The organism is Nibribacter koreensis (assembly GCF_039541795.1).
Classification (GTDB): domain Bacteria; phylum Bacteroidota; class Bacteroidia; order Cytophagales; family Hymenobacteraceae; genus Nibribacter; species Nibribacter koreensis.
This window is the reverse complement of sequence record NZ_BAABGX010000001.1, coordinates 1,139,946-1,161,926: the sequence shown is the minus strand read 5'-3', so window position 1 is coordinate 1,161,926 and position 21,981 is coordinate 1,139,946. Positions and strand designations below refer to the sequence as shown.

Annotated in this window: 14 protein-coding genes and 1 riboswitch; of the genes, 2 read left to right on the top strand and 12 right to left on the bottom strand. The window is 48.2% G+C overall.

The genetic code is table 11. From position 1 onward, the window contains the following. Positions 1-195: 195 nt before the first annotated feature. The 6 genes from ABD880_RS05040 to hppD form a co-directional block, all read right to left on the bottom strand. The gene (locus ABD880_RS05040) at positions 196-1,272 is read right to left on the bottom strand and encodes a proline iminopeptidase-family hydrolase (protein ID WP_345163014.1); all 1,077 of its coding nucleotides are present in this window, start codon (positions 1,270-1,272) and stop codon (positions 196-198) included. 111 nt (positions 1,273-1,383) lie between these two features. Continuing rightward, positions 1,384-4,209 carry a M16 family metallopeptidase gene (locus tag ABD880_RS05035; RefSeq protein WP_345163011.1) on the bottom strand — a complete coding sequence of 942 codons (2,826 nt, stop codon included), beginning with the start codon at positions 4,207-4,209 and terminating at the stop codon, positions 1,384-1,386. Between the two features lie 183 nt (positions 4,210-4,392). Next, positions 4,393-5,292: a DUF5694 domain-containing protein gene (locus tag ABD880_RS05030; RefSeq protein WP_345163008.1), complete on the bottom strand. Its 900-nt coding sequence runs from the start codon at positions 5,290-5,292 to the stop codon at positions 4,393-4,395. 264 nt (positions 5,293-5,556) lie between these two features. Further along, the gene (locus ABD880_RS05025; RefSeq protein WP_345163006.1) at positions 5,557-10,191 is read right to left on the bottom strand and encodes an FG-GAP-like repeat-containing protein; all 4,635 of its coding nucleotides are present in this window, start codon (positions 10,189-10,191) and stop codon (positions 5,557-5,559) included. A 695-nt stretch (positions 10,192-10,886) separates the two neighbouring features. Further along, entirely contained in the window at positions 10,887-12,635 is a 1,749-nt protein-coding gene (locus ABD880_RS05020) for a phospho-sugar mutase (RefSeq protein WP_345163003.1), read from the bottom strand. 172 nt (positions 12,636-12,807) lie between these two features. Beyond that, a complete protein-coding gene (hppD, locus tag ABD880_RS05015) occupies positions 12,808-13,902 on the bottom strand; it encodes a 4-hydroxyphenylpyruvate dioxygenase (RefSeq protein WP_345163001.1) in 1,095 nt (364 codons plus the stop codon). Positions 13,903-14,071: 169 nt separating this feature from the next. Between hppD and ABD880_RS05010 the strand changes: the two genes are divergently transcribed. Together ABD880_RS05010 and ABD880_RS05005 are read left to right on the top strand one after the other, a co-directional pair. Further along, the gene (locus ABD880_RS05010; RefSeq protein WP_345162998.1) at positions 14,072-14,473 is read left to right on the top strand and encodes a hypothetical protein; all 402 of its coding nucleotides are present in this window, start codon (positions 14,072-14,074) and stop codon (positions 14,471-14,473) included. Between the two features lie 175 nt (positions 14,474-14,648). Further along, the gene (locus ABD880_RS05005) at positions 14,649-15,800 is read left to right on the top strand and encodes a hypothetical protein (RefSeq protein WP_345162995.1); all 1,152 of its coding nucleotides are present in this window, start codon (positions 14,649-14,651) and stop codon (positions 15,798-15,800) included. 82 nt (positions 15,801-15,882) lie between these two features. Here the strand turns inward: ABD880_RS05005 and trpS are convergent, their stop codons facing one another. The 6 genes from trpS to ABD880_RS04975 all read right to left on the bottom strand — a co-directional run bounded on the left by trpS (position 15,883) and on the right by ABD880_RS04975 (position 21,410). Next, positions 15,883-16,857 (bottom strand): tryptophan--tRNA ligase, encoded by a 975-nt coding sequence (gene trpS, locus ABD880_RS05000; protein ID WP_345162992.1) that lies wholly within the window; start codon positions 16,855-16,857, stop codon positions 15,883-15,885. A 99-nt stretch (positions 16,858-16,956) separates the two neighbouring features. Beyond that, positions 16,957-17,613 (bottom strand): alpha/beta fold hydrolase, encoded by a 657-nt coding sequence (locus ABD880_RS04995; RefSeq protein ID WP_345162989.1) that lies wholly within the window; start codon positions 17,611-17,613, stop codon positions 16,957-16,959. 99 nt (positions 17,614-17,712) lie between these two features. Beyond that, positions 17,713-18,507 (bottom strand): queuosine precursor transporter, encoded by a 795-nt coding sequence (locus tag ABD880_RS04990; RefSeq protein WP_345162986.1) that lies wholly within the window; start codon positions 18,505-18,507, stop codon positions 17,713-17,715. Positions 18,508-19,093: 586 nt separating this feature from the next. Beyond that, positions 19,094-20,011, bottom strand: a complete 918-nt coding sequence (locus ABD880_RS04985) for a ribonuclease Z (RefSeq protein WP_345162984.1) — start codon at positions 20,009-20,011, stop codon at positions 19,094-19,096. Between the two features lie 17 nt (positions 20,012-20,028). Then, positions 20,029-20,406, bottom strand: a complete 378-nt coding sequence (locus ABD880_RS04980) for an STAS domain-containing protein (RefSeq protein ID WP_066511830.1) — start codon at positions 20,404-20,406, stop codon at positions 20,029-20,031. A gap of 68 nt (positions 20,407-20,474) precedes the next feature. After that, on the bottom strand, positions 20,475-21,410 hold the full coding sequence (locus tag ABD880_RS04975) for a phosphoribosylaminoimidazolesuccinocarboxamide synthase (protein WP_345162981.1): 936 nt from the start codon (positions 21,408-21,410) through the stop codon (positions 20,475-20,477). Positions 21,411-21,619: 209 nt separating this feature from the next. Next, positions 21,620-21,730, top strand: a riboswitch (SAM riboswitch). The last annotated feature ends 251 nt before the right edge of the window (positions 21,731-21,981 follow it).

The following is a 21,981-nucleotide window of genomic DNA, read 5'->3' as shown; positions in this document are numbered from 1 at the left end:
CTAAATAATTTTTTAAAACATCTGGGGTTCCTGTGCATGTCTAGAAGATTCTTCCTTAGGGATTTATATTTCCAGAATTCAGAAATAATTTAACAATAAATGTTTTTGGCCTATTTTCCAGAAAACAGGCCAAAAACGGCGGGGCCTTCTGGAATTCTCCAGAAGGCCCCGCCGTTTTTCCTGCATAAGTTTAGTTTATAACTTCACTTCCTTCTGGCCCGCGTCTACTCCTTTCACAAACTTTATCAAGCCGGCAAAATAGGTTTCCTGGTCATCATATAAGCTCATATGGCTACCGTTGGGACAGTACAAGTAGGTGCCGTTCTGCACTTTGCCCGCCATCATTTTCATGTGCTCGGGGTCCATGGTGTCAAACTGGGCGCCCACGGTAAGGGTAGGGACGGTTACTTTTGGGAGGTCTGCCGTACGGTCCCAGGTCTCTAGCTTACCCGAGATGCCAAACTCACTGGGGCCCTGCATGGTCACGTACAAGGACTGGTTCATCTTAGAGAAAGAACGGTTCACCGGCTCTGGCCACTGGTCAAGGGGCATACGCAAGATGTGCTTGGTATAGAAGTTGGGATACAGCAAGTCCATGTACCGCGGGTTGGTGAAGTCTTTACGGGCTTCAATGGCCCGTACCTCGGCTAAGACCTTTGGGTCCATCTGCTTAGCCAACACCTCATCTGCGTACTTGCCATAGTCTGGAGCGCTGGCCATCATGTTAGAGATGATCATGCCCTTGAGGTTGTCCTGGTATTTAAGCGCGTATTCTAAGGCCAGGATGCCGCCCCAGGAGTGCCCTAAAAGATAGAAGTTGTCTTTGGTCAGGTATAAGGCAGCGCGAACCTGCTCCACTTCTTCTACAAATCGGGGCAGGTCCCACATGGCGGGGTCTTTAGGGTCTTCTGAGTTGCCACAGCCTAACTGGTCATAGTAGATGAACTCAATGCCTTCGGCGGGGAAGAAGTTTTCAAAAGCCTCAAAATACTCATGGGTAGCCCCTGGACCACCGTTCAGCAACAGAACCTTCATCTTAGGGTTATTGCCAAAGCGCTTAGTCCATACCTTAAACTCGCCTTTAGGCGTCTTAATGGGAATCATCTGCACGCCGCCGTCCTGCACCCCAGACTCAGTCTTCTGGAAATAGGCGGCGGTCAGGCCCGGGCTGGCTTTGGGCAGCGTGCCCTGGGTGGTGCGGTCTTGCTGGCAGGAGGAGAAGAGTAAGCCCGCCGTTGCCAGACTCATGGTGAGTATTTGTTTGTAGTTCATAGTGGTTGGTTGGGTAGGATAGAGGTCTAAACAGAGAAGTAAGATATTGATAAAAAGCAGAATAGAAAGAGTTTCCCCTTTCTATTCTGCTTTTCTGATCCGTAAAGATGGTTAGTTCAGCAATATTGGTTTGCCGTAGCCTAGCTCCTCTAACTTTTTTAACTGCGTAGCGGCATCACCCACAATGAGGTAGTACATTCTGTCTGGGTTCACGTATTGGCTGGCCAGGGTTTTAATCTTGTCTACGGTCATGCCTTTCACCAGGGCTTCGCGTTGTTTGGCGTAGTCATACGGCCAGTTGTAGGCGCTTATGTTCTGAAGCATGTTCAATTTGGCACCCATGGTCTCAAAGGCGCGGGCGGTACTTTTTACCAGGAAGCCTTTGGTCACGTCCAGGTCTTGTGCGGAGAAGGTGGGACCATAGTTCTTTAAAATATCCTTTACCAGGCTGGTAGACTCATAGGTAACGTTAGAACGCACGCCGCTCTGGATCATAAAAGGCCCGGCCTGTTCACTACCTGAAAATGATGAACTGATGCCGTAGGTGTAGCCTTTGCCCTCCCGGAGCTGTTGCGTTAGCTGAGAGGCGAAGCTTCCGCCACCCAGAATGTAGTTCATGACCTGCGCCGGATAAAAGTCTGGGTGCGTGGCCGGCAAGGCCAAATAGCCAAAGCGCAGCACAGACTGCTTGGCCCCCGGTACGTCATAGAAGTAGATTTTGGAAGCGGTTGGCGCACTTGGTGTAGCCATTGATGGGATGACCACGTTCTTGGCTTTCCAGTTCTGCTCTAAGCCTTTTACCGCGGCCACGGCCTGGTCTTTCTCTAAGGCACCTACCACATGGAAAGTGCCAAGGGAAGGAGACAGGTTGGCGTTGTAGTAGTTCTGGAGGTCTTGCAGAGTGATGGCTTTTAGAGAAGCCTCGGTACCCAGAATGTTGTTGGCCAGAATATGGTCTTTGCCATACAAAATCTGCTTGAACTGGTTGTTGGCAATAGAGTTAGGATTGGCTTTCTGACCTTTGATCTGGCTCTCTACTTTCTGTTTGCTTAGTTCAAACTCCTTGGCGTCCCAGCGCGGTTCTAAGAGCATCTCCTGCACCAGGGCCATGGTGGCGGCATAGTTGCGGGCCAGGGTTCTGCCGTTCACGGCAATCTCCTCATCGTCTGCAGAGATGGTGATGGTAGCACCTAGCGCGTCAATGGCTTCTTCCAGTTCTGCCGTTGTTTTGTTTTTAGTGCCTTTGGTCAGGCTTTCGGCTAAGAGATTGGCTACGCCCACCTTATTAGGGTTCTCTAGTAACAGACCACCTTTCATGCGCATGTTAAACTGCACCAAAGGCACCTCGCGGTTTTCTATGCCCAGCACGCGCATGCCGTTGTCTAATTTGGTTTCCCAGACGGCTGGCACGCTTATCTCAGGGCTTTTACCGTAGGCGGGTTCTACGGTTCTGTCAAACTTGGACGGCGTGCGCTCATAGGTGGTCTTGGCGTTCAAATCAAACTTCTCCTCTGCGCCCTCCACAATCTTCTCTTCTACCACGCTGGCTTTTTTGGAACCGGTCAAGATGAGGTTGGTCTGGCCCTTCGGCACGAAGCTGGTAGCAACGTAGTGTTTGCCTTTGATGTATTGGTTGTACACGCGTTTCACATCCTCCACACGCACGGCCATCATGTTGGCAATGTCTTTGGTCACAAAACCCGGGTCGCCGGCAAATATCTGGTACTGCGCCAACTGGAAGCCTTTGCCTTGCACGCTGGCCAAACCGTTGTAAAAAGCCACCTCCTGTCCAGCCTTGATGCGGCTTAGATCGGCTTCGGTGATGCCTTCTTTTTCAAATTTGCCGAAAGCCTCTTCAATGGCGCTGTGGATTTTGTTGAGGTCTACCTTGTCATAGCCGCGCACGCTTAGCATCAACTGGCCGGCAATCTCTGAGTTGTAATTGTAAATGCTCACCCTTGGCGCCAGTTGCTTCTCATCTACAATCACTTGGTTGAAGGGCGCTTTCTTGCCTTCAGACAAATAAGTTGACAGCACGCGCAAGGCATAGGAGTCTGGGTGGTAGGTGTACACGGTTGGCCAGGCCATGGTGAGTTCTGGCAGACGGGCAAAATTGTCCTCATGGTACAGCTTCTTGGTCTCAGAAAGGACGGCGGGACGCTTGTCCATCTTAGGGATGCTTTCGCCTTTCTGAATCTCCCCGAAGTATTTTTCTACCCACTCCTTGGCTTGGCCCGGCTCAAAGTCACCGGTCACCACCAGGGTCACGTTGTTGGGCGCGTACCATTTGCGGTAGAACTCCTTTACGTCTGCCAAGGTGGCGTTCTGTAAATCCTCTAAAGAGCCAATCACCTGCCAGTGGTAGGGGTGGTCCTTGGGGTATAGGTTCTGGTCAATCACGTAGGAGGTGTGGCCGTACGGGGCATTGTCATAGCTCTGGCGCTTCTCGTTCTTCACCACCTGCTTTTCCTTGTTCACCACTTCCTCGGTGACGGTGTTGATGAACCAGCCTAGTTTGTCGGCTTCGGCCCAGAGCATTTTCTCCAGGGCATCATTGGGCACGGTCTGGTAGTAGTTGGTGCGGTCGCGGCTGGTAGAACCGTTGGCCCCTGAGCCGCCAATGCGGGCGCTCATCTTGTCCAGACCGCCTTTGCCCAGGTTCTCAGACTCCAAGAAAAGCAAGTGCTCAAACAAGTGAGCAAAACCGGTGCGGCCTTCCTTCTCGCGGGCAGAGCCCACGTGGCTGGTCAAGGCTACGGCTACTACGGGATCAGACTTGTCTACATGAAAGATGACCTGCAGGCCATTGTCCAGCGTGAATTTCTCATAGTCTACCTTAAACTCGGTTTTGTCTGTACTGGATTTGCTAAGTTTCTGGCAAGCCAGCAGCAGCACCGTGAACAGCAGCAAGTAGCCAATTTTTTGTATGTGTTTCATGGGTAAGGTTTGGTGGTACGTGGGTTTGGGTAGGGCCAATTTAAACTTGTAACGAAGCCTATGACTGTGAAGATAAGCCCCCAACTGAAATCTTCATGAACAACGATGTAAATCAGGAGCCGTTTTTGGCCTATTTCCTGGAAAATAGGCCAAAAACGAAAATTTTAAGACTTAAAGTATTCCCTATTTTAGATACTTATTGACGGGTATGATTTGGAAAGCAGGATCATTGGCGATGATTTTAGAAAGCGCGGCGGCATGGCGCTGGCCCATGATCACCAACAATCGTCTCCCTTTATGAGCCATTTGGGTAGTGACAATGTTGGAGTAAATCTTGAGTTCACGCTCATAAAACAGAGAGATGAACTCTGCCCCAATATACGCTTTGCTCACGTGCACAGAGTCCTGGTACATGGCAGGCGCATTGGTGAAACCACTGTTCCTGACCCTGGCGGGCGTAACGTAAAACAATTCATAGGTACTATTTAAGACCTGGGGCGAATTGAGGAAGGATAGATACTCCTGCAAGGTGACCGTGCCTGCCTTAAAGCCTGCATCTGCCTCTCTACCAATGGTTGAGAAAGCGGTTAATGCCTTGGTGTATTGCTCAATGTTGTCGCCAGAGGCCAGAATCCGGTTAGAAACGCTTTCATAATGGTCCACGCCATAGAGTCGCTCATGCTGCAACTGCTTGGCCAGGTTGTAGCCAAATTGATAGCGCTCAGCGCGGCCGTGACCAATGTCCTTCAATTCTATCTTATCCTGCCTGAACAACGAATAGAGACTGTCTACCACCGACTGCTCCTCTGGCGTGTTCTCAATCATGATCATGTCTGGCTTGAACTTGAGCAACAGTTTGTTTATGGCCGCCACTTCCTGTTGTCTTTCCTGTGAGAAAAGGTCTGCCTTTGGTGAGTTTTTGTAAAAGTTTTCCTGCCCGAAATGGGTACTACCCAACATCATGACCTGTACTTTGTCCTTCTCGGGAACCGCAGGTATTTTCTTAACTAAAGCCTTTAAGTCTTGCGCCTGAAGCTGGATAGAAAGTAATAGCGCTGCACTGGCAAAGAAGAGTCTTTTCATTGATGTAATTTAACCGGGCGACTTGATGATTAAAGGAATGGGGTACCGATTTGCTAGAAGATATACCATTACCTGTCAGCGAAGATATGGCTTAAATTTGTTTTACTTGGTTTTAAGAAAGGGAAGGGAAATAAATTAATTAGCGTTTTTAGCTTCTTTTCCAGAAAGCAGGCCAAAAACAAAACCTCCCTATCTGCGCTGAGGCAAATAGGGAGGTTTGGATAAATTTGCTACCTGAATCCGTAAAAATAACTTTGCCTTTCTCTAGTGCTTAATGAATTTTAAGGACTGCAAGGTAGCGCCATTGCTTAACTGGATGATGTATTGACCAATGGCCAAGCGCTGTACGTCTATGGTATGGAGTGCGCCGCCTTGTAAGGTGAGTTGGTGCACGCGCTGTCCTTGCATGTTAAAGAAAGTAACCTGATACGCTTCAGTAGATAGTTGGCTTAGGTTAAGTGTTGGGTTGCCCACAGAAGGGTTAGGATAGACGCTTACTTTGCCAGTCACCTGCTGTGTCTTTTGTTGCACAGCAATGACCTTGCTGTCTTCAAACGCGCCGTCAAAATCTACTTGATGCAGCCTGTAGTATACCACGCCTGCCGGAGCGTTTTGGTCCAAGTATTGGTACTTCACCAATTGACTGCTGTTACCCGCTGAGCTTACTTTGCCAATGGTAGTAAAGTCTTTGCCATTGCTGCTTCTCTGCACCGCGAAATAAGCGCTGTTCTGCTCAGAGGCGGTAGCCCAGCGTAATTCAATTCCTTGAACCAGCGCCTTGCCCGTAAACGTAGTGAGCGTAACCGGAAGCACGGATGGCTTTTCTTCGGCTTGTCCAGAGGCTACGCTGCTGTTGTTACCACTGGCCGTGTTACCCCCGTTGCTGTCAAACTCAATGCCCCCCGTCTTATACGCCGAGTTGGAGAAGAAGCCAATCTCCAGGGCAGAGACGGTTAAGGTCAACGTGGCTTTATTCACACCCCCCGAAACGAGTTCGGTAATAGTCCACGTTTTACCTACTGCATCATAGGTGCTGCCAGGTGACGGCACCGCAGACAATAGTTTCAGACCGGACATGTCATGGTCTATCTTCACTTGCGTGGCTTTGTCAGGACCCAGGTTAGTGGCATCTATCACGATGGTGAAAGGTTCTGAAGGATAGTATGGCCCGCCAGACAGGGAACTGGTCACCAATACGTCGGCGGCAGTGATGGCAGTGCCACCGGCAGTGGCGCTATTGTTGGCTGTAGTAGGGTCATACACCGCGGCCGGCTCTACAATGGAAGCGGTAGTGGCAAAGGCGCCTGCTTTATTGATTCTAGCTACCAAAGTCATAGTCTGTGCATGGCTTCCGCCAGACAGTAAGTCAGTGCCCAACGTCCAGATTCCGGTGGCGGGGTCATATGATCCAGAAGAGGTTTCGGCGTGGTCAAAGGTGAGGCCAGCTGGTAATACATCTTGTATCTGTAGGGCTGTGGCCGCGTCTGGACCGTTGTTTACGGCGGTCACCTTGAACGTGGCCAGCCCACCGTTGTAAGGAGAAGTGGTCACTAACGTGTTGGTCACAGCCACTTCTGCCACGGGCAATACGTTTAGTAAGGTGACGGTGCTGTTATTCTCTGTTATTGGATCAAACTGGTCAGCGCTGATAACACTACCTCCCAGGTTCATGCGGCCGGTGGTGTTTGGAATACCCGTCAAGGTTAACGTAGCCGAGTCTCCCGGAAGGATTTTGCCTACAAACCAGTATCCTGCATTTACGCCTGAGTAAGAATAAGATCCCTGCGAGAGCTTTAAACCGGTTGGGTTTATGTTGCCTGTACGCGTGTCTTTCCCTACCAGGTTGGTGACAACGTCTGGCCCATTGTTTACCACTACCATATAGAAGGTGGCAACGGTCTGGTTATGGTAGTATTTGCCATCAGGTCTTTGGCTGGTTACTGTCATCTTCGTCACAATGTCTGCCTGCTTCTTCACCTGGACATTCACTGTGGAGAAGTTGTTAGCAGATACATTATCTGCCTGCGCAAAAGTGCCGGTACGGGCAGCGGTAAATGAATAGGATATCTCAGCAGTTGAGTCTGTTGCACGGTTGGCGCCAGGTTTGCCCACCAAGGTCAATTCTGCAAAGCTGCCAGAAGCTAGAGAGGCTACCGTCCAAACTCCGTTGCTGTAGTTGCCAGAGGCACTCACAAAGGTGAACCCCGCCGGAAGCGGTGCGCTAAACAGTAGGTTGCTGCCTGCATCTGGACCATTGTTGGTAGCGAGTACCGTAAAAGTGATGGGGTTTTGGGTATAGTAAGTGCCTGCCGCAACGGTAGCCGACACAGCAATATCTGCAGTGATGGTTCCTGTGCCGGCTTGTATGGTGTTAGAGGCACTGTTGTTGGCAGACTCATTGTCAAACTGGTCTAAGGACACCAAAGAGGCCGTAGTGTTGATGACCGCACTTTCCTTCACTTTGGCGTTCAGAAGCAGCACAAGTGAATTGCCGCTGGTCAAAGATGGAATGGACCAGTCACCGGTAGTGGTAGAATAGGTGGTGCCCGCCGGAGCCGTAAATGTGATGTCCTTCAAGGTGCTTGGGAGCAGGTCTCTCACTTTAAGATTGGTAGCGGTGCTTGGACCATTGTTGGTCACTTTTACCTGGTAGGTTACCACTTCATCATTGCTGTACTTATCTTGTTGCAGTGGGGTAGAGGTAACTATGTTCTCTACTTTGATGTCTGCTGTGGGCAAGACGTTTACCGTTTGTGACGCACTGTTGTTGGCCGCGGTGCCGTCAAACTCAGTGTGCGTTTGTGCCATGGTGTAGGTGATGGACCCTACCGTAGAGGCGGAAGCCGTTAATACCATGGTCTGCGTTGTGCCCCTCTGGATAAGGCCGGCATTCCAGGTGATGGAGCCAGCACCAATGGTAGCGGTACCAGTAGTAGGCGTAGCACCTGAGAAGGCCAGCCCCGCTGGAACGGAACCTGATACTACTACATTAGAGGCGTTGTTAGGGCCATTGTTGGTTACTCTAACTGTATAGGTAAAATTGGAGCCCTGCGCTGGTGCAGTAGTAGATACCAGCATGCTCACGGCAACATCGGCTGAAGGGGTAATGGTAATGGTTGTAGAAGACGTATTGTTGTTGGTGTTCAAGTCTGCCTCATTAGAGCCTCTGTCCAATAAAGTGGCCGTAGAGGTAAAAGAACCAAGATTAGAAGGTAACTTCTGCGTCGCTCTAATAATTAATGTCTTGGTTTCATTGAGCGCCAATGCACCTACTGTCCAATTGCCTGACAACGTATCATACCCAGCGGGTATGCCCCCAGAAAAGACAAGGTTAGTGGGTACTTTGCTTTGAACTACCACGTTGCTGGCCGTGCTAGGCCCTAGGTTTCTAGCTGAAATGGTGAATTCTACTACTTCGCCGCTATTATAGGTGGTTTTAGAAGGCGTGTTTTTAACCTCAATGTCTGCGGAGGGCACCACATTAAGGGTAAGGGTCTGGCTGTCATTGGCCGTGATCAAATCCACTTCGGGGTGGGTCTGTTTGGCTAAGATGGAATACGTGCCGGTGGCCATTGGTTGGGCCGTAATAGTAAGTGTTTTACTGGCGTTGGCAACCAGGGAGCCTACGTTCCAAGTACGGTTTGCCGCATCATACGTAGCATCTCCAGAGGTAATGTTCTGAAACTTGGTTGGGTCCAAAAGGTCTTTCACTGTAATGCCAGAGGCGGCGCTTGGGCCCTCATTTTTCACCAACACCGTAAAAGTGATAGTTCTGCCTACAATATAAGGGCCACTAGAAGCTGTAATAGTGACGCCCACATCAGCTTTTGGCGACGCTTGTTGCGTGTAAAGGCGCATAGGAATCTTCCAGCCACCTACCACAATCTCCAGCAAACCATCTCCGTTAAGATCTGCAAAGGCAGGAGCAGCGTGGTCACCTATGTCACCTAATAGAATAGAATTGCCTTCAAAGGTTAAGCTGTTGACAGCAGTCTGCTCAAAATAATAGGTAATCCCGTCATATCCGCCAACGATTAGGTCAAGCAAATTGTCGCCGTCCAGGTCTACTACCTTAGGTTGCGCCCAGCCGTGGGTTCTGCTTACGTCAATATTACTGAAAGTACCAGTAGAAGCGGTTCTTCTGGTAAAGGATAAAGTATTAGGCGCATTCTGTTCAAAATGCTGCAGGCTACCGTCAGCGGCACCCACTAACAGGTCTAAAAGTCCGTCGCCGTCCAGGTCAGATATTGTAGGAGATGCGTTTTTAGCCAATGCCACTCCCAAGAAGCTGTTGGTGACGAGCGTAAAGTTTAATGAATTCTTTGATGCTTGCTTAAAATGACTGATAAGGCCGTTTCCGTCCCCTATGAGAATGTCTAATAAGCCGTCGCCATCCAAGTCAGAGATGGTAGGCGAGGCATATTTAAGCGTGTTGTTGCTCTGGACAGGGTTCAGGTTGATAAAGTACTGGCTGCCTTGCACAAAGCTCAATGAATTAGCCGACGACTGTTTGTAGTGCTCCACATTACCGTCTATGGTACCCACCAGCAGATCTAACAAGCCATCATTGTCCAGGTCTGTAAAAACTGGAATAGGGTTTTCAGCAGATTTACTGCCGTTGTATAAAAATGGCGTGTAAGATAAAGCCCCAGTGGTGGTGAAGGTATAAGAGTTGGTGGTACGCAATACTGTAAAGGGAGAACTCAAAGCCGTTCCCGCTGGCGTGGTAACCCTTATAGGGCCAGTAAATGCTGTGCCGGGTACTGTGACGGTTAATTGAGTGTTAGACACTACAGTAAATTTGGCAGAGGTCCCGGCAAAAAGAACTGATGTAGTGTTGGTTAAGTTAGTGCCCGTAATCACTACAGTAGAATTAGGTTGGCCTGTGGTAGGTGCCACTTCAGAAATAGTAGGAACCGTTTGCCCCTTCGCTGAAAAATTTACTGTAAAGCTAAAAAATAAGACTAAACTAAGTAATGTAAAAATTCTCTCCATGCCATTATCACTTATCAAAGAATTGTATTGTTCAATTCCTGTGCCTTCAAGAAGCAATAAATTGCGTGGTTTGGAAACCCTTATTCGATGAACGGAGACATTTGCACGATGAATCAGACAACCTGAATTATATCTAATTAAGCTATATATTGTTTTGTAAATCTTTCAAAATCAGCACCTTGTATTAAGCATATTTTGATATTTATTTTGTTGATTAAATTGTAAAATAATTATATATATAATGATATAATATGATAATAGTATTACCCAAAAATATGAAATGTGCAAAGTTGGAAAGAGTGACATAATTGGATAAAATGAAAATGGGTTAGACAGGCTTTATTTAATAGAACGTGCAAGTTGGTAGGAAGCAGGCAGCATAGGCAATGGTTTATCATGTGTAGAATTGAATGGGTAGGAGTTTGCAAGGCTTAGAATTGCCTGTACCATTACAGGATCGTTAAGTAAACAAGCAGCTATAATAAACTGGAGCATTGTTAAGGACGATTTTGCCCTGTTTTCTAGAATTCAGGCCATAAACGAAAATCCCTCTGTTGTATCTACAACAGAGGGATTTTAAATGTAAATGCCTAGGCAATCTACCTCAACTTAAGGTCATTGATCACCGCGTCAATCTTTTGATCCAGCACCTGTGTTACTCTGTCAAAGTCATCGGCAGAGACAAGAGGTTCTTTTACACTAAAGTAGAATTTAATCTTAGGCTCAGTGCCAGATGGGCGGGCTGACACCTTGGTGCCATCTTCGGTCAAGAACTGGAGTACGTTAGAACTTTCAAGTCCCGTAGGTCTTTCCTGGCGGTTTTGCTGGTTGCGTATAAAGCCAGTTTTAAAATCACTTATTTCTACCACCGGAGAACCCGCAATGGATTTAGGTGGATTCTCGCGCAGCTCCTGCATCATCTCCTGAATCTCAGAAGCGCCGCGATGGCCTTTCTTGGTGATAGAAATCAAGTCCTCCTTATAATAACCAAACTCCATGAACATCTGGATCATGAGTTCAAACAGCGTCTTGCCTTGGTCTTTGGCAGAAGCGGCCATCTCTGCGATCATGGCGCAGGCAGATACCGCGTCTTTGTCCCGCACAAAATCACCTACCAAGAAGCCGTAGCTTTCCTCGCCTCCGCAGATGTACTGAGCTTCGCCTTCCTTCTCGCGCATGATGGTGGCAATGTACTTGAAGCCGGTCAGGGTTTCATAGCAGTCCACGCCAAAGCCCTCGGCAATGCGGTTGATGAGGTCTGTGGTCACAATGGTGCTTACAATATATTCTTTGCCCGTCAGCTTGCCTGCTTTCTTCCAGGCACTCAACACATAGTACGTCAATAAAGCGGCCGTCTGATTTCCGTTAATGAGCACAAACTCGCCTTTCTGGTTTTTAACGGCAATGCCCACGCGGTCGGCGTCAGGATCAGTGGCCAAGACCAGGTCAGCATCCAGTTCACGGGCTTTGTTCATGGCCAGGGTCATGGCCTCTTTTTCTTCAGGGTTAGGGTAGACCACCGTCGGGAAGTTACCGTCTGGCGTGGCTTGGTCTTCTACCACGGTCACATTAGTAAACCCAAAACGCTCCAGGGCGCGCGGTACCAAGGTGATGCCCGTACCATGAATAGGGGTGTAGACAATCTTCAAATCTTTCTGGCGCTCAATCACGGCTGGGTCTACCGATAAGCCTGCTACTTTCTCCAGATAGGCCTCGTCAATTTCCTCCAGCACGTACTCAATCTTTGAAGCGTCACGCGTGAATTTCACCTGGCTCAGGTCTTGGATCTTGTTGACCTCGGCAATGATGTTTTTGTCATGCGGGGCTGTCACCTGGGCGCCATCGTTCCAATAGGCCTTGTAGCCGTTGTATTCCTTCGGGTTGTGTGAGGCCGTTAAAACCACCCCGCTTTGGCAACCCAAGTGACGGATGGCGAAGGACAACTCTGGCGTAGGACGCAATTCCTTAAAGAAGTACACTTTAATGCCGTTACCCGAGAAGACGTCTGCCACCACGTTGGCAAATACATCTGAATTGTTGCGGCTGTCATGCGCAATAGCCACAGAGATTTCTTGGTTAGGGAAGGATTTGATCAAGTAATTGCTTAAGCCTTGCGTAGCCATGCCCACCGTGTAGCGGTTCATGCGATTACTGCCCACGCCCATGATGCCGCGCAGACCGCCGGTGCCAAACTCAAGGTCTTTGTAAAAGCAGTCTGTAAGCGTGTCTGTGTCTTGGTTGGCCAATAGTTGCTGTAGGTGGGCTTTGGTCTCTTGGTCATAGCCGCCTTGCAGCCACGTATTTAGCTTTGCCTGAACGGCCGTGTCTAATGACAAATTATTTTCCATAGTAAAAGTGTAAAGAATAGGGCAGGCGTTTTTGGCCTGTTTTTACGAAAACAAGCTAAAAATAGCCGTGTTAAATATGCTAATTAGTTAAAGTGCTAATGTGCTAATTGGGAAATGATTAATATGCATTATAAACATAGCACATTAGCACATTACGCAATTAGCACATTAATTAAAGGTTTCCGCGCAACGCTTGCTCGCGCTCAATAGACTCAAATAGGGCCTTGAAGTTTCCTTTCCCGAAGGATTTGGCGCCTTTGCGCTGTATGATCTCAAAGAAGACGGTGGGTCTGTCCTGGGCGGGCTTGGTAAAGATCTGCAAGAGGTATCCTTCATTGTCGCGGTCCACCAGAATATTGAGGTCTTGCAAAGGCTTCATGTCCTCGTCAATCTTGCCCACGCGGTCAGCTAAATCAGTATAATAAGAAGCCGGTACAGAGAGGAATTCTATGCCGCGTCTGCGCAACTCGCCCACGGTGCTTACAATGTCATCCGTGGCAATAGCGATGTGCTGTACGCCCGGGCTGTGATAAAAGTCCAGGTACTCTTCTATCTGTGACTTCTTCTTGCCTTCGGCAGGCTCGTTGATCGGGAATTTAACGTAGCCGTTGCCGTTGCTCATCACCTTAGACATCAAGGCAGAATACTCGGTAGAGATGTCTTCGTCATCAAAGGTCAACAGCAACTGGAAGCCCATCACTTCCTCGTAGAACTTCACCCAGGTGTTCATCTCGCCCCAGCCCACGTTGCCTACGCAGTGGTCCACGTGCTTTAAGCCAATTGGCGAAACGGGCACGGTGCTTTTCTTGGCCACGAAACCCGGCATGAAGGCACCGGTGTAGTTCTTGCGCTCCACAAATGTGTGGATGGTCTCACCGTAGGTATAGATGGAAGCCATTTTCACTTCACCATACTCATCTGTCAAAGTCTGAGGCTCACCCGCCGACTTGGCGCCGCGCTTGGTGGTCTCTTCATAAGATTTATAAGCGTCATCCACCCACAGAGCCATCACCTTAACACCATCACCATGCAGGCGCACGTGCTCAGAAATAGGAGACTCAGGTACCAAAGAGGTGGTCAGTACAAAACGTATCTTGCCTTGTTGCAAGACATAGCTCACGCGGTCACGTAAACCTGTTTCTGGACCCGCGTAGGCAACCTGCTCAAACCCGAAGGCGCTTTGATAAAAATAGGCGGCCTGCTTGGCATTGCCCACATAGAACTCAATATAATCTGTGCCATTGAGAGGAAGGAAATCTGTGGCCATGGTCATTTTATGTTCTTTAATTAGATGAAATTGTCAGAAAACCGTGTTTTCTAGGTAAAAATAGGAGAAATTGGCAGGAAAGAAAACAAGTAATGGTACGGGAGATTTAGAGCAACGCTTGGAATTAGCCGTAGATGTTATAAAATTTGTAAAAAAACCGACAGACGGCATGAATAACGAAGAACTGAACAACTCGCTGGTAACGCTTATCCAAAAGAAGCAAGAACTCAGCAAGCTTTCCTATAATGATGAGCGCTACGATGACGTAGAAGAAGAACTACACGATCTGGAGGATACCTTCAATGATAACTTCGGGGAGTTCCTGGAAGACGTGCTAGGCGATGTACACGCCCAGGTTTGCCCAGACACGGATGTGTTGTTACCAACAGCCTATCTTCCAGATGCTATGAACGCAGAAGGCCAGGTAGAAATCACCGGCAAAGAAGGCGTTTGGGTTGAGGCAGACGCCTATCCTAACAAAGAGGCCCGCTTGCTTTTGGTACCTAATCCTATGCGCATCTTCTTAAGCGTAGGCAAAAACGTACGTCAGGAAGTCTGGAAGTCTGAGTAGTCTTTGGAAGACCGCTAGATACTAGATTTTAGACTTTAGATTTTTATGGAGCGGCTCCTGTGTAGTTTTAACTGCATAGGAGCCGCTTTCGTTTTTGGCCTGTTTTGGTGGAAACAGGCCAAAAACGGCTGGTTTGTTGAGTTGCTTTTGAAAGGGATTGTTGCTAATCTAGGTAATGAAAACGTCTTGGCTTTTAATAGTTGCAGTGATTTTAGTTTGGTCTTGCCAGAAGAATAAGAATACAACACAAGAAAAACTAAAAGTAGCTCCTGTATCAACCGCTTCTAAGTTAATAATAGATACTACCTATAGTATACATGAGATAATACAAGACCGTGACGAGCAGATAAGTAAAGTAAGAATTGGAAATACCGTGTATCAGTCTACAGCTAGGACTTATAGCCTGAATGATTCGGCTTTATTGCATACAAGTATTGATACAATAGAAGACGTTATCAATGTAAGAAGGGAGCGCGCGCACTCGTATGTATATAGTGTTAAACTTTCTCAAGACGGTAAAGTGGTGTATGACAAGAAATACACAAGACCAGAATTCTATTCCTTACTGAAGGAAGATTTAGTCATGAGGAGTGCTCCATTAGCTCCACAGCTTAGGGGCGTTACAAATGATGGAAGAGTAGTGTTTGAGCTTGCTTTCGTGTATCCAGAAAGTGATGTTGGCATGATGACATTCTTTACCACTGACTTGAAAGGGAATCTGCTTCAAATGGAGTCATTGAGTACATCAGAAGGTTGCTATAGCTCAGTTGCTGTAAGCAAAAGTGGCAAGTACTTCATAACATGCACAACTTTGTATGGACCCAATGGCTATGAGTTTTCCTTTCAAAAGCCTAACATAGTACATGCTGAGTTTCTTACAGATACATCTTTTGTCGCCATTTATGATATCATATCAAAAAGTGGCAAAAGAATTGAAAACGGCGTGCAAGAGTATTATGAGGAGAGAGATTCTATTTCTGATAACTTAATAATATACCATGTAAATGGAAAGAAGCTAGCGTCTTATAAATACCATGGATACTTTCAAGAGTTAGGATATACAGTTCCAATTGCCATTATTCCTGAAAAGAATAAACTCATATTAATTGATGATGGGAAACAGAATATGCTTTCTATTTCGCTTGCATCCCCTTCAAAATTTGAAGAAATAAAGCTTTCATCCCTTAAAAGACTGAATAAAAGATTAGAGAAGGGCCAAAATTTTGAGCATGAATTATATGTGCTCGGGAAAAAATACTTCATTTACTTTTTCCCAGAAGGCATCAAATATTATGTGACTGAACAATACAGTGAATATGAAGGATAAACGAAGAAGCCGAGGCAAACCGCCTCGGCCTCTCTGTTTTAATAAAAGTCTAAAATCTAATATCCAGCTACTAACCTCTTACCTAAAATCCCAACTTCTCCCGTACCCGCTTCAATACCGGGCCGCCAATGGCGCGGGCTTTGGCGGCGCCTTCGGCTAGTTTGGCGTCTATCTCTGGCAGGTTGTTCATGTAATACTGGAAGCGCTCGCGTGGCTCAGCGTATTTGGTGATAATCAAATCATACAGCGCCTGCTTGGCGTGGCCATAGCCAAAGCCACCGTTCAGGTAGTTCTGGCGCATGGTCTCCAATTCTTCCTCAGAGGCCAACAAGGCGTACAACTTGAAGGTCGTGTCTGTGGATGGGTCTTTGGGTTCTTCCAGGCTCTTGCTGTCAGAGACAATGCTCTTCACGCGTTTCAACAATTCTTTGTCTGGCAAAAAGATGTCAATGGTGTTACCGTAGGATTTGCTCATCTTCTCGCCGTTAATGCCGGGAACGGTCATTACGCTCTCATCCACCTTCACCTCTGGGATGACAAACGTGTCGCCATAGATGTGGTTGAAAGAAGAGGCCACATCGCGGGTGATTTCCAAGTGCTGGATTTGGTCTTTACCTACGGGCACAAAATTGGCGTCGTACAAAAGGATGTCAGCGGCCATGAGGATAGGGTAGGTGAACAAACCAGCGTTTACGTCTGCCAATCCGCGGCGTGCGGATTTGTCCTTGAACGAGTGCGCGTTGGCCAGCATGGGAAACGGCGCGAAACAGCTCAAATACCATGTCAGCTCCGTTACCTCAGGTACATCGCTTTGTCTATAGAAGATGTTGTTGTCTGTGTCAAACCCGAAGGCCAGCCATGCCGCCGCTACTGCGTACGTATTCATGCGGCGCTCCTCAGCGTCTCTAATGGACGTGAGAGAGTGCAAGTCTGCGATGAAGTACAAAGAGTCGTTGCCGGCTTTCTTGGAAAGCTCAATTGCGGGAAGGATGGCGCCTAGCAGGTTGCCCAAATGCGGACGGCCACTGCTCTGGATACCGGTAAGAATACGTGCCATGGTGTATAGGTAATTAGCCTGCAAAGTAAGCGATTGATGGGCAAACGAGAAAGGGAATCCGTTTTTAACCTGGTTTCAAGAAAACAAGCCAAAAACGGACTAGTCCAGGTATTGGTTAATCAAGGCGCTTACCTCTTCGGCGCGGTTTAAGACCACCAGATGCTCACCACCTTTGAGCACGTGCACGTTGGCGTGTTGAGGCACGGGCAGGACTTTGTCAGCGTCGCCGTGAATGACCACCATCTCATAGCCCTGGGCCTGATGTTTCCACTTAAGAATCTGGGTGAGGGACCAGCGCAAAAAGTGGATGTCTGTGTCTTGGACAATGGAGTTGAACAGCTTTCTTTCCTCTGGGTCTTGAATCCCGAACAGCCAGTATCCCGGCACTGGCCATTTTTTAGCCAAGGTAAACGGAAGCCATTGCTGCAATTTCAAGAATCCGCCCAGCCGGTAATGCCAAGGTAGGGCCCTGGTGTCTGCCAAGCTGGAAAGGAGGATGACGCGCTTGACCGGAATGAGTTTGGCTATCTCCTGGGCCACCATGCCACCAAAGCTCAATCCAACCAAAATAGGCGGCTGGTCAGATGGAGCTATTTGCGGAAGCAGCCGTTGGGCGTAGTGGTTCAATGACTCGGCAGGTTCGGGCTTAATCCATTTGATCACCTTCGGCGACGGATGCTTCAATTTTAAGTTATGAAACAACCGCTCGTCTGCCCCTAATCCACTCAATAAATACACCGGTGCCTGCTGACTCATGGTCTGTAAACTGAATTAAATGGATTAGGTTCTGAAGTACGGAGTAAACGGTGGGCATCGTTTTTGGCCTATTTCTAGAAAAACAAGCCAAAAACGGTTTCAGTCATTAGAGATGAACGTTTCCATGGGCACGTCGTGGTGGTCGCCGGCCAGGTAGCGGTCAATGATAGGGTGCACCAGGTACAGCACTGGCGTCAAAATAATTGCCACCGTGAATTTGTACAGGTAATTGATCACAGAAACAGAAAGCACCGTTTTTAAATCCCAGTTGCCAAACACGTAGAAGGCAATAAACAACACTACTACGGTATCTACCAGTTGAGAAATAAGGGTAGAGCCCGTTGCCCGTAACCACAGCTTCTTGCTTCCGGTTAAGTGTTTAAGCCAATGAAAGACATACGCATCTAGCAACTGGCCCACCAAGAAGGCCACCAATGATCCAATGATAATGCCCAGGCCCTGTCTGAACACACGGTTAAATGCAAAATCCATGTCAAAGGCGGAGCCATTGGGACCCTGATTGTTTATGTCCAGCCAGAATTGTGCCGGCGGTAAGCTAGTGGCCGCCACAATTACTATAAACCCGTAGGCAATGAGCATGGCTGTAAGAATACTTATCTTCTTCACCCCGTCCCGCCCGAAGTACTCATTGATAATATCTGTGGTCACAAACACAATAGGCCAGATGATGACGCCCGCCGTCAAATTGAAATCCAAGTTGGCCCCCAGTACCGGAATCTGCGCACCGGGTAGACCAAAAAGCGCCTCGCCTGAGAAAATCTTGACGCCAATCAACTCTGCGAGCAAAGCATTGGTCAAAAAGATTCCGCTCAACACCATGAAGAGCTGTCGTTTTCTATAACCCATGGTATGGGCAGAGGTGGCTAAGGACATTGGCTTTTGTAGAAATGTACAGTGCTGTAAAGATAGCGCTTATGCGATATTGTTAGACCATAAACTGCTAGACTTGTAATTTGTTGGGGATGTCTTGTTTTTGGCCTGTTTTCAGGAAATCAGCCCAAAAACGAAAGGATTGCTGATTGATTTATTTGCAAGTGTAAACACCCCCCTTCGCCCCCCTCAAGGGGGGAGTCCCCATTTAGTAACAGCCTCTACAACTAGCGCCTGATCCAGTCTTTCCGGCGAGTCACCTAAGCAGGTTGCCGCCTCTGACAGGTAAGCGGTTAAAACAGGCGGGATTGGTTACCCAGCCAAAGGCGGTGCCACGCAGAAGAGGCAAGCTGGTACAGCGCGAGGCGGGAAGACGGGGCCCCGCGGCCGCGAGCGCTTAGCGGTGAGGATGCAACAAGGCGGCATAAGGGCACCGGAAGGAAGAACTTTCTCCAGGAACAGCCAACGGAAGTGCATAGAAAAGCTGCATTGTGAGGCAGTTTAGGTCGTTGGTGATAATACCAATAATGGCGGGGCTAAAAGTTAGGCAGTTTCTGTTTTTGATTATAACAACCAAAGATATAGGCGACTACTCCAACACGTTAATGGTCTTTCCTTCCACCGCCAGATTCGTGTTGGGGAACACGGCCTGCGCCTCTGCCAAAAGCGGAGTTAAGTCCTTGTAGCGGGCTGAGAAATGGCCGATGAGCAGACGCTTTACCTGGGCCTTCAACGCCAGTGTGGCAGCCTGCTGGGCCGTGCTATGAAAGGTGTAGTCCGCGCGCTGGGTCATGTCGCTCAGGAACGTAGACTCATGGTAGAGCAGGTCCACGCCTTTGATTAGGGGCAGAATGTCTTCCTTGTACTTGGTGTCTGAGCAGTAGGCGTAACTGCGGCTATGCTTGGGATTGGTGGTTACATCTGCGTTCCGCACCAGTACTTCACCGGCTTCATCCAAAACATCCTCACCCCATTTCAAGCGGACCAGTTGAGGCGGCGTCAAGAAGGCGGGAAGTTTGCTTTTAAGCAGGTGGCGGGGCTTTTGCTTTTCCTTGAACAGGTAGCCACAGCAGTTGATGCGGTGCTGCATGGGCAAGGTGTGCACCGTGATGGTTTTGTCCTCAAAAATCTTCCGGGAGACGGTAGTGTCTACCTCATGGAAGTTGATTTTGTAAGGAAGCTGGGTGCCGGCGTATTTAAACTGGAGAGATAGAATCTCAGCTAAGCCTTTAGGGCCGAAAAGGTTGAGGGAGGCGGTGCGCTGCTGCAAATGCATGGTGGACAGCAAACCGGGTAAGCCAAAGTAATGATCACCGTGGAGATGACTAATGAAGATGTTACAAATGCGCTGATGCTTTACTTTGTAACGCATCAGCTGCATTTGTGTACCTTCTCCGCAATCAATCAGGTTTAATTGATTGCCAATTGCCAAAAGTTGGGCGGTATGATGTCGGTCAAAAGAGGGCGTAGCAGAAGAACTGCCAAGAATTTTTAACTCAAAGTCCAAACCGACGCCCTTTTAGACTATTCTTCTTTCTTGGTAAGATCGCTCTCAATCTCGTGTAAGAATACACGGTCAATACCTTCTTCTACCGTAGGCAAGATGTTCAACACAGACTCTAACTTAGAGATAGTGATCAACTTCATCACGTGCTCCTGCAAGCCAGTCAAGATCAATACCCCTCCAGAAGAGTTGCAAAGACGGTTGGCAATCAAGATAGAGGAAAGCCCTGAGGAATCTGTATATTTTACGTTGGTAAGATCTAGGATCAAATTAGTTATACCTTCTGCGTTCAACTTCACAAACTCTGACTTCAGATCTGGCGCGATCGTGGTATCAAGCTTCTTTTCATCTATAGTGATGACGGTATAATTCTCTTTTTTATCAATTGTGTACTTCATAAGTAACAGCAAAAAGGTTTAGAGTGCGAATCTACCAAAAATTGGTGGAATATCTGTAACAAAGTGGTTTAAAAAATGTTGGAGGCAATGCTGTTTTTCAGTGCTTCCAGGTCTTGGGCGTAGGGCTGGGGGGAGAACGTTTCGCCTAGGACTTGCTCGTATAATTCTATGTAACGCTGAGAGATTTCGGCCACTTTCTCGTCGGTCATCTCGGGCACCTGCTGGCCGTCTTTTCCTTGGAAACCTTGCTCAATCAACCATTGACGTACAAATTCCTTAGAAAGTTGCCGTTGCGGCTGACCCGCATCCTGCCGTTCCTGGTAACCTTCTGAGTAAAAGAACCTTGACGAATCTGGTGTGTGAATTTCATCTATCACATAGATAACACCGTCGGCCTTCCCAAACTCATACTTAGTGTCCACCAGAATTAAGCCCCGCTCAGCGGCCAACTCCGTGCCTTTCTGGAAAAGCGCCTTGGTGTACGCCTCTAGTTGTTGGTACTCTTCTTCTGATACTATGCCTTGATTGATGATTTCCTCCCGGGAGATGTCCTCGTCGTGGCCTTCGTCGGCTTTAGTGGTAGGAGTGATGATGGGCTCAGGCAGTCTGTCGTTTTCATTTAAACCTTCGGGCAGAGGCACCCCGCACACCGTGCGCTTACCGGCGCTGTACTCGCGCCAGGCGTGGCCGGCCAGGTAGCCGCGTATCACCATTTCTACCTTGTAGGTCTCACATTGTTTGCCAATGGTAACGTTGGGCGCCGGATGATTGATGACCCAGTTAGGAACTACGTCTTTGGTGGCTTCCAGGAACTTGGCGGCAATCTGGTTTAAGACCTGTCCTTTATAAGGAATGGCTCTGGGCAGGACCACGTCAAAGGCAGAAATGCGGTCGGTGGCCACCAGGGCCAGCTTGTCTTGAAAGTAATAGACGTCCCGCACCTTGCCCCGGTAGAAGCCGGTCTGCTGAGGGAAATGGAAATTGGTTTCTTTGAGCGCTTGCATGGCGTGTGCTTAAGGAGGCAAAGTTAGAAAAGGATGCGAAGGGGGCAAGCAGAAAAGGCAGTTTCCGTTTTTGGCCTGTTTTCCAGAAAAGAAGCCGAAAACGAAAGTGCCAGAACTTGCGTAGAGAAAAAAGAAAAAAATAGACGAATTTTTGTTTTTGTCCAATTCGTCTATACATTTGCGTCATCAAGTCAATTATTCCGGTAGTTGATTTATAAAGAAGAGTGGAGAGACAGGCTCTGTGAAGCTCTAGCAACCTACCTTGGTGTAAGGTGCTAATTCCTGAACCCATCCGCATAGTGCGCTGGGGAATATAAATTGATACAATGATGGAAAAACAATTCCAAACCATTCGTCAAATCACAGCAGAGCACTTTCAAGTGTTCACCCAGACCCTTGTGTCTGCAATCCTCACTTTCTTGCCTAATCAGCAGCGAATGCCCGTGCTGGGTTATTGTTGCTGTTGTTGCCGCTAATCCAGCTTATTCTCCTTCTTTTTTTCAGGGCTAACCGCGCGTAGCCAACTGGTTCTGCGCGTCTATATTTAGCCTCCTGTCTTGTTTTTGTTCAA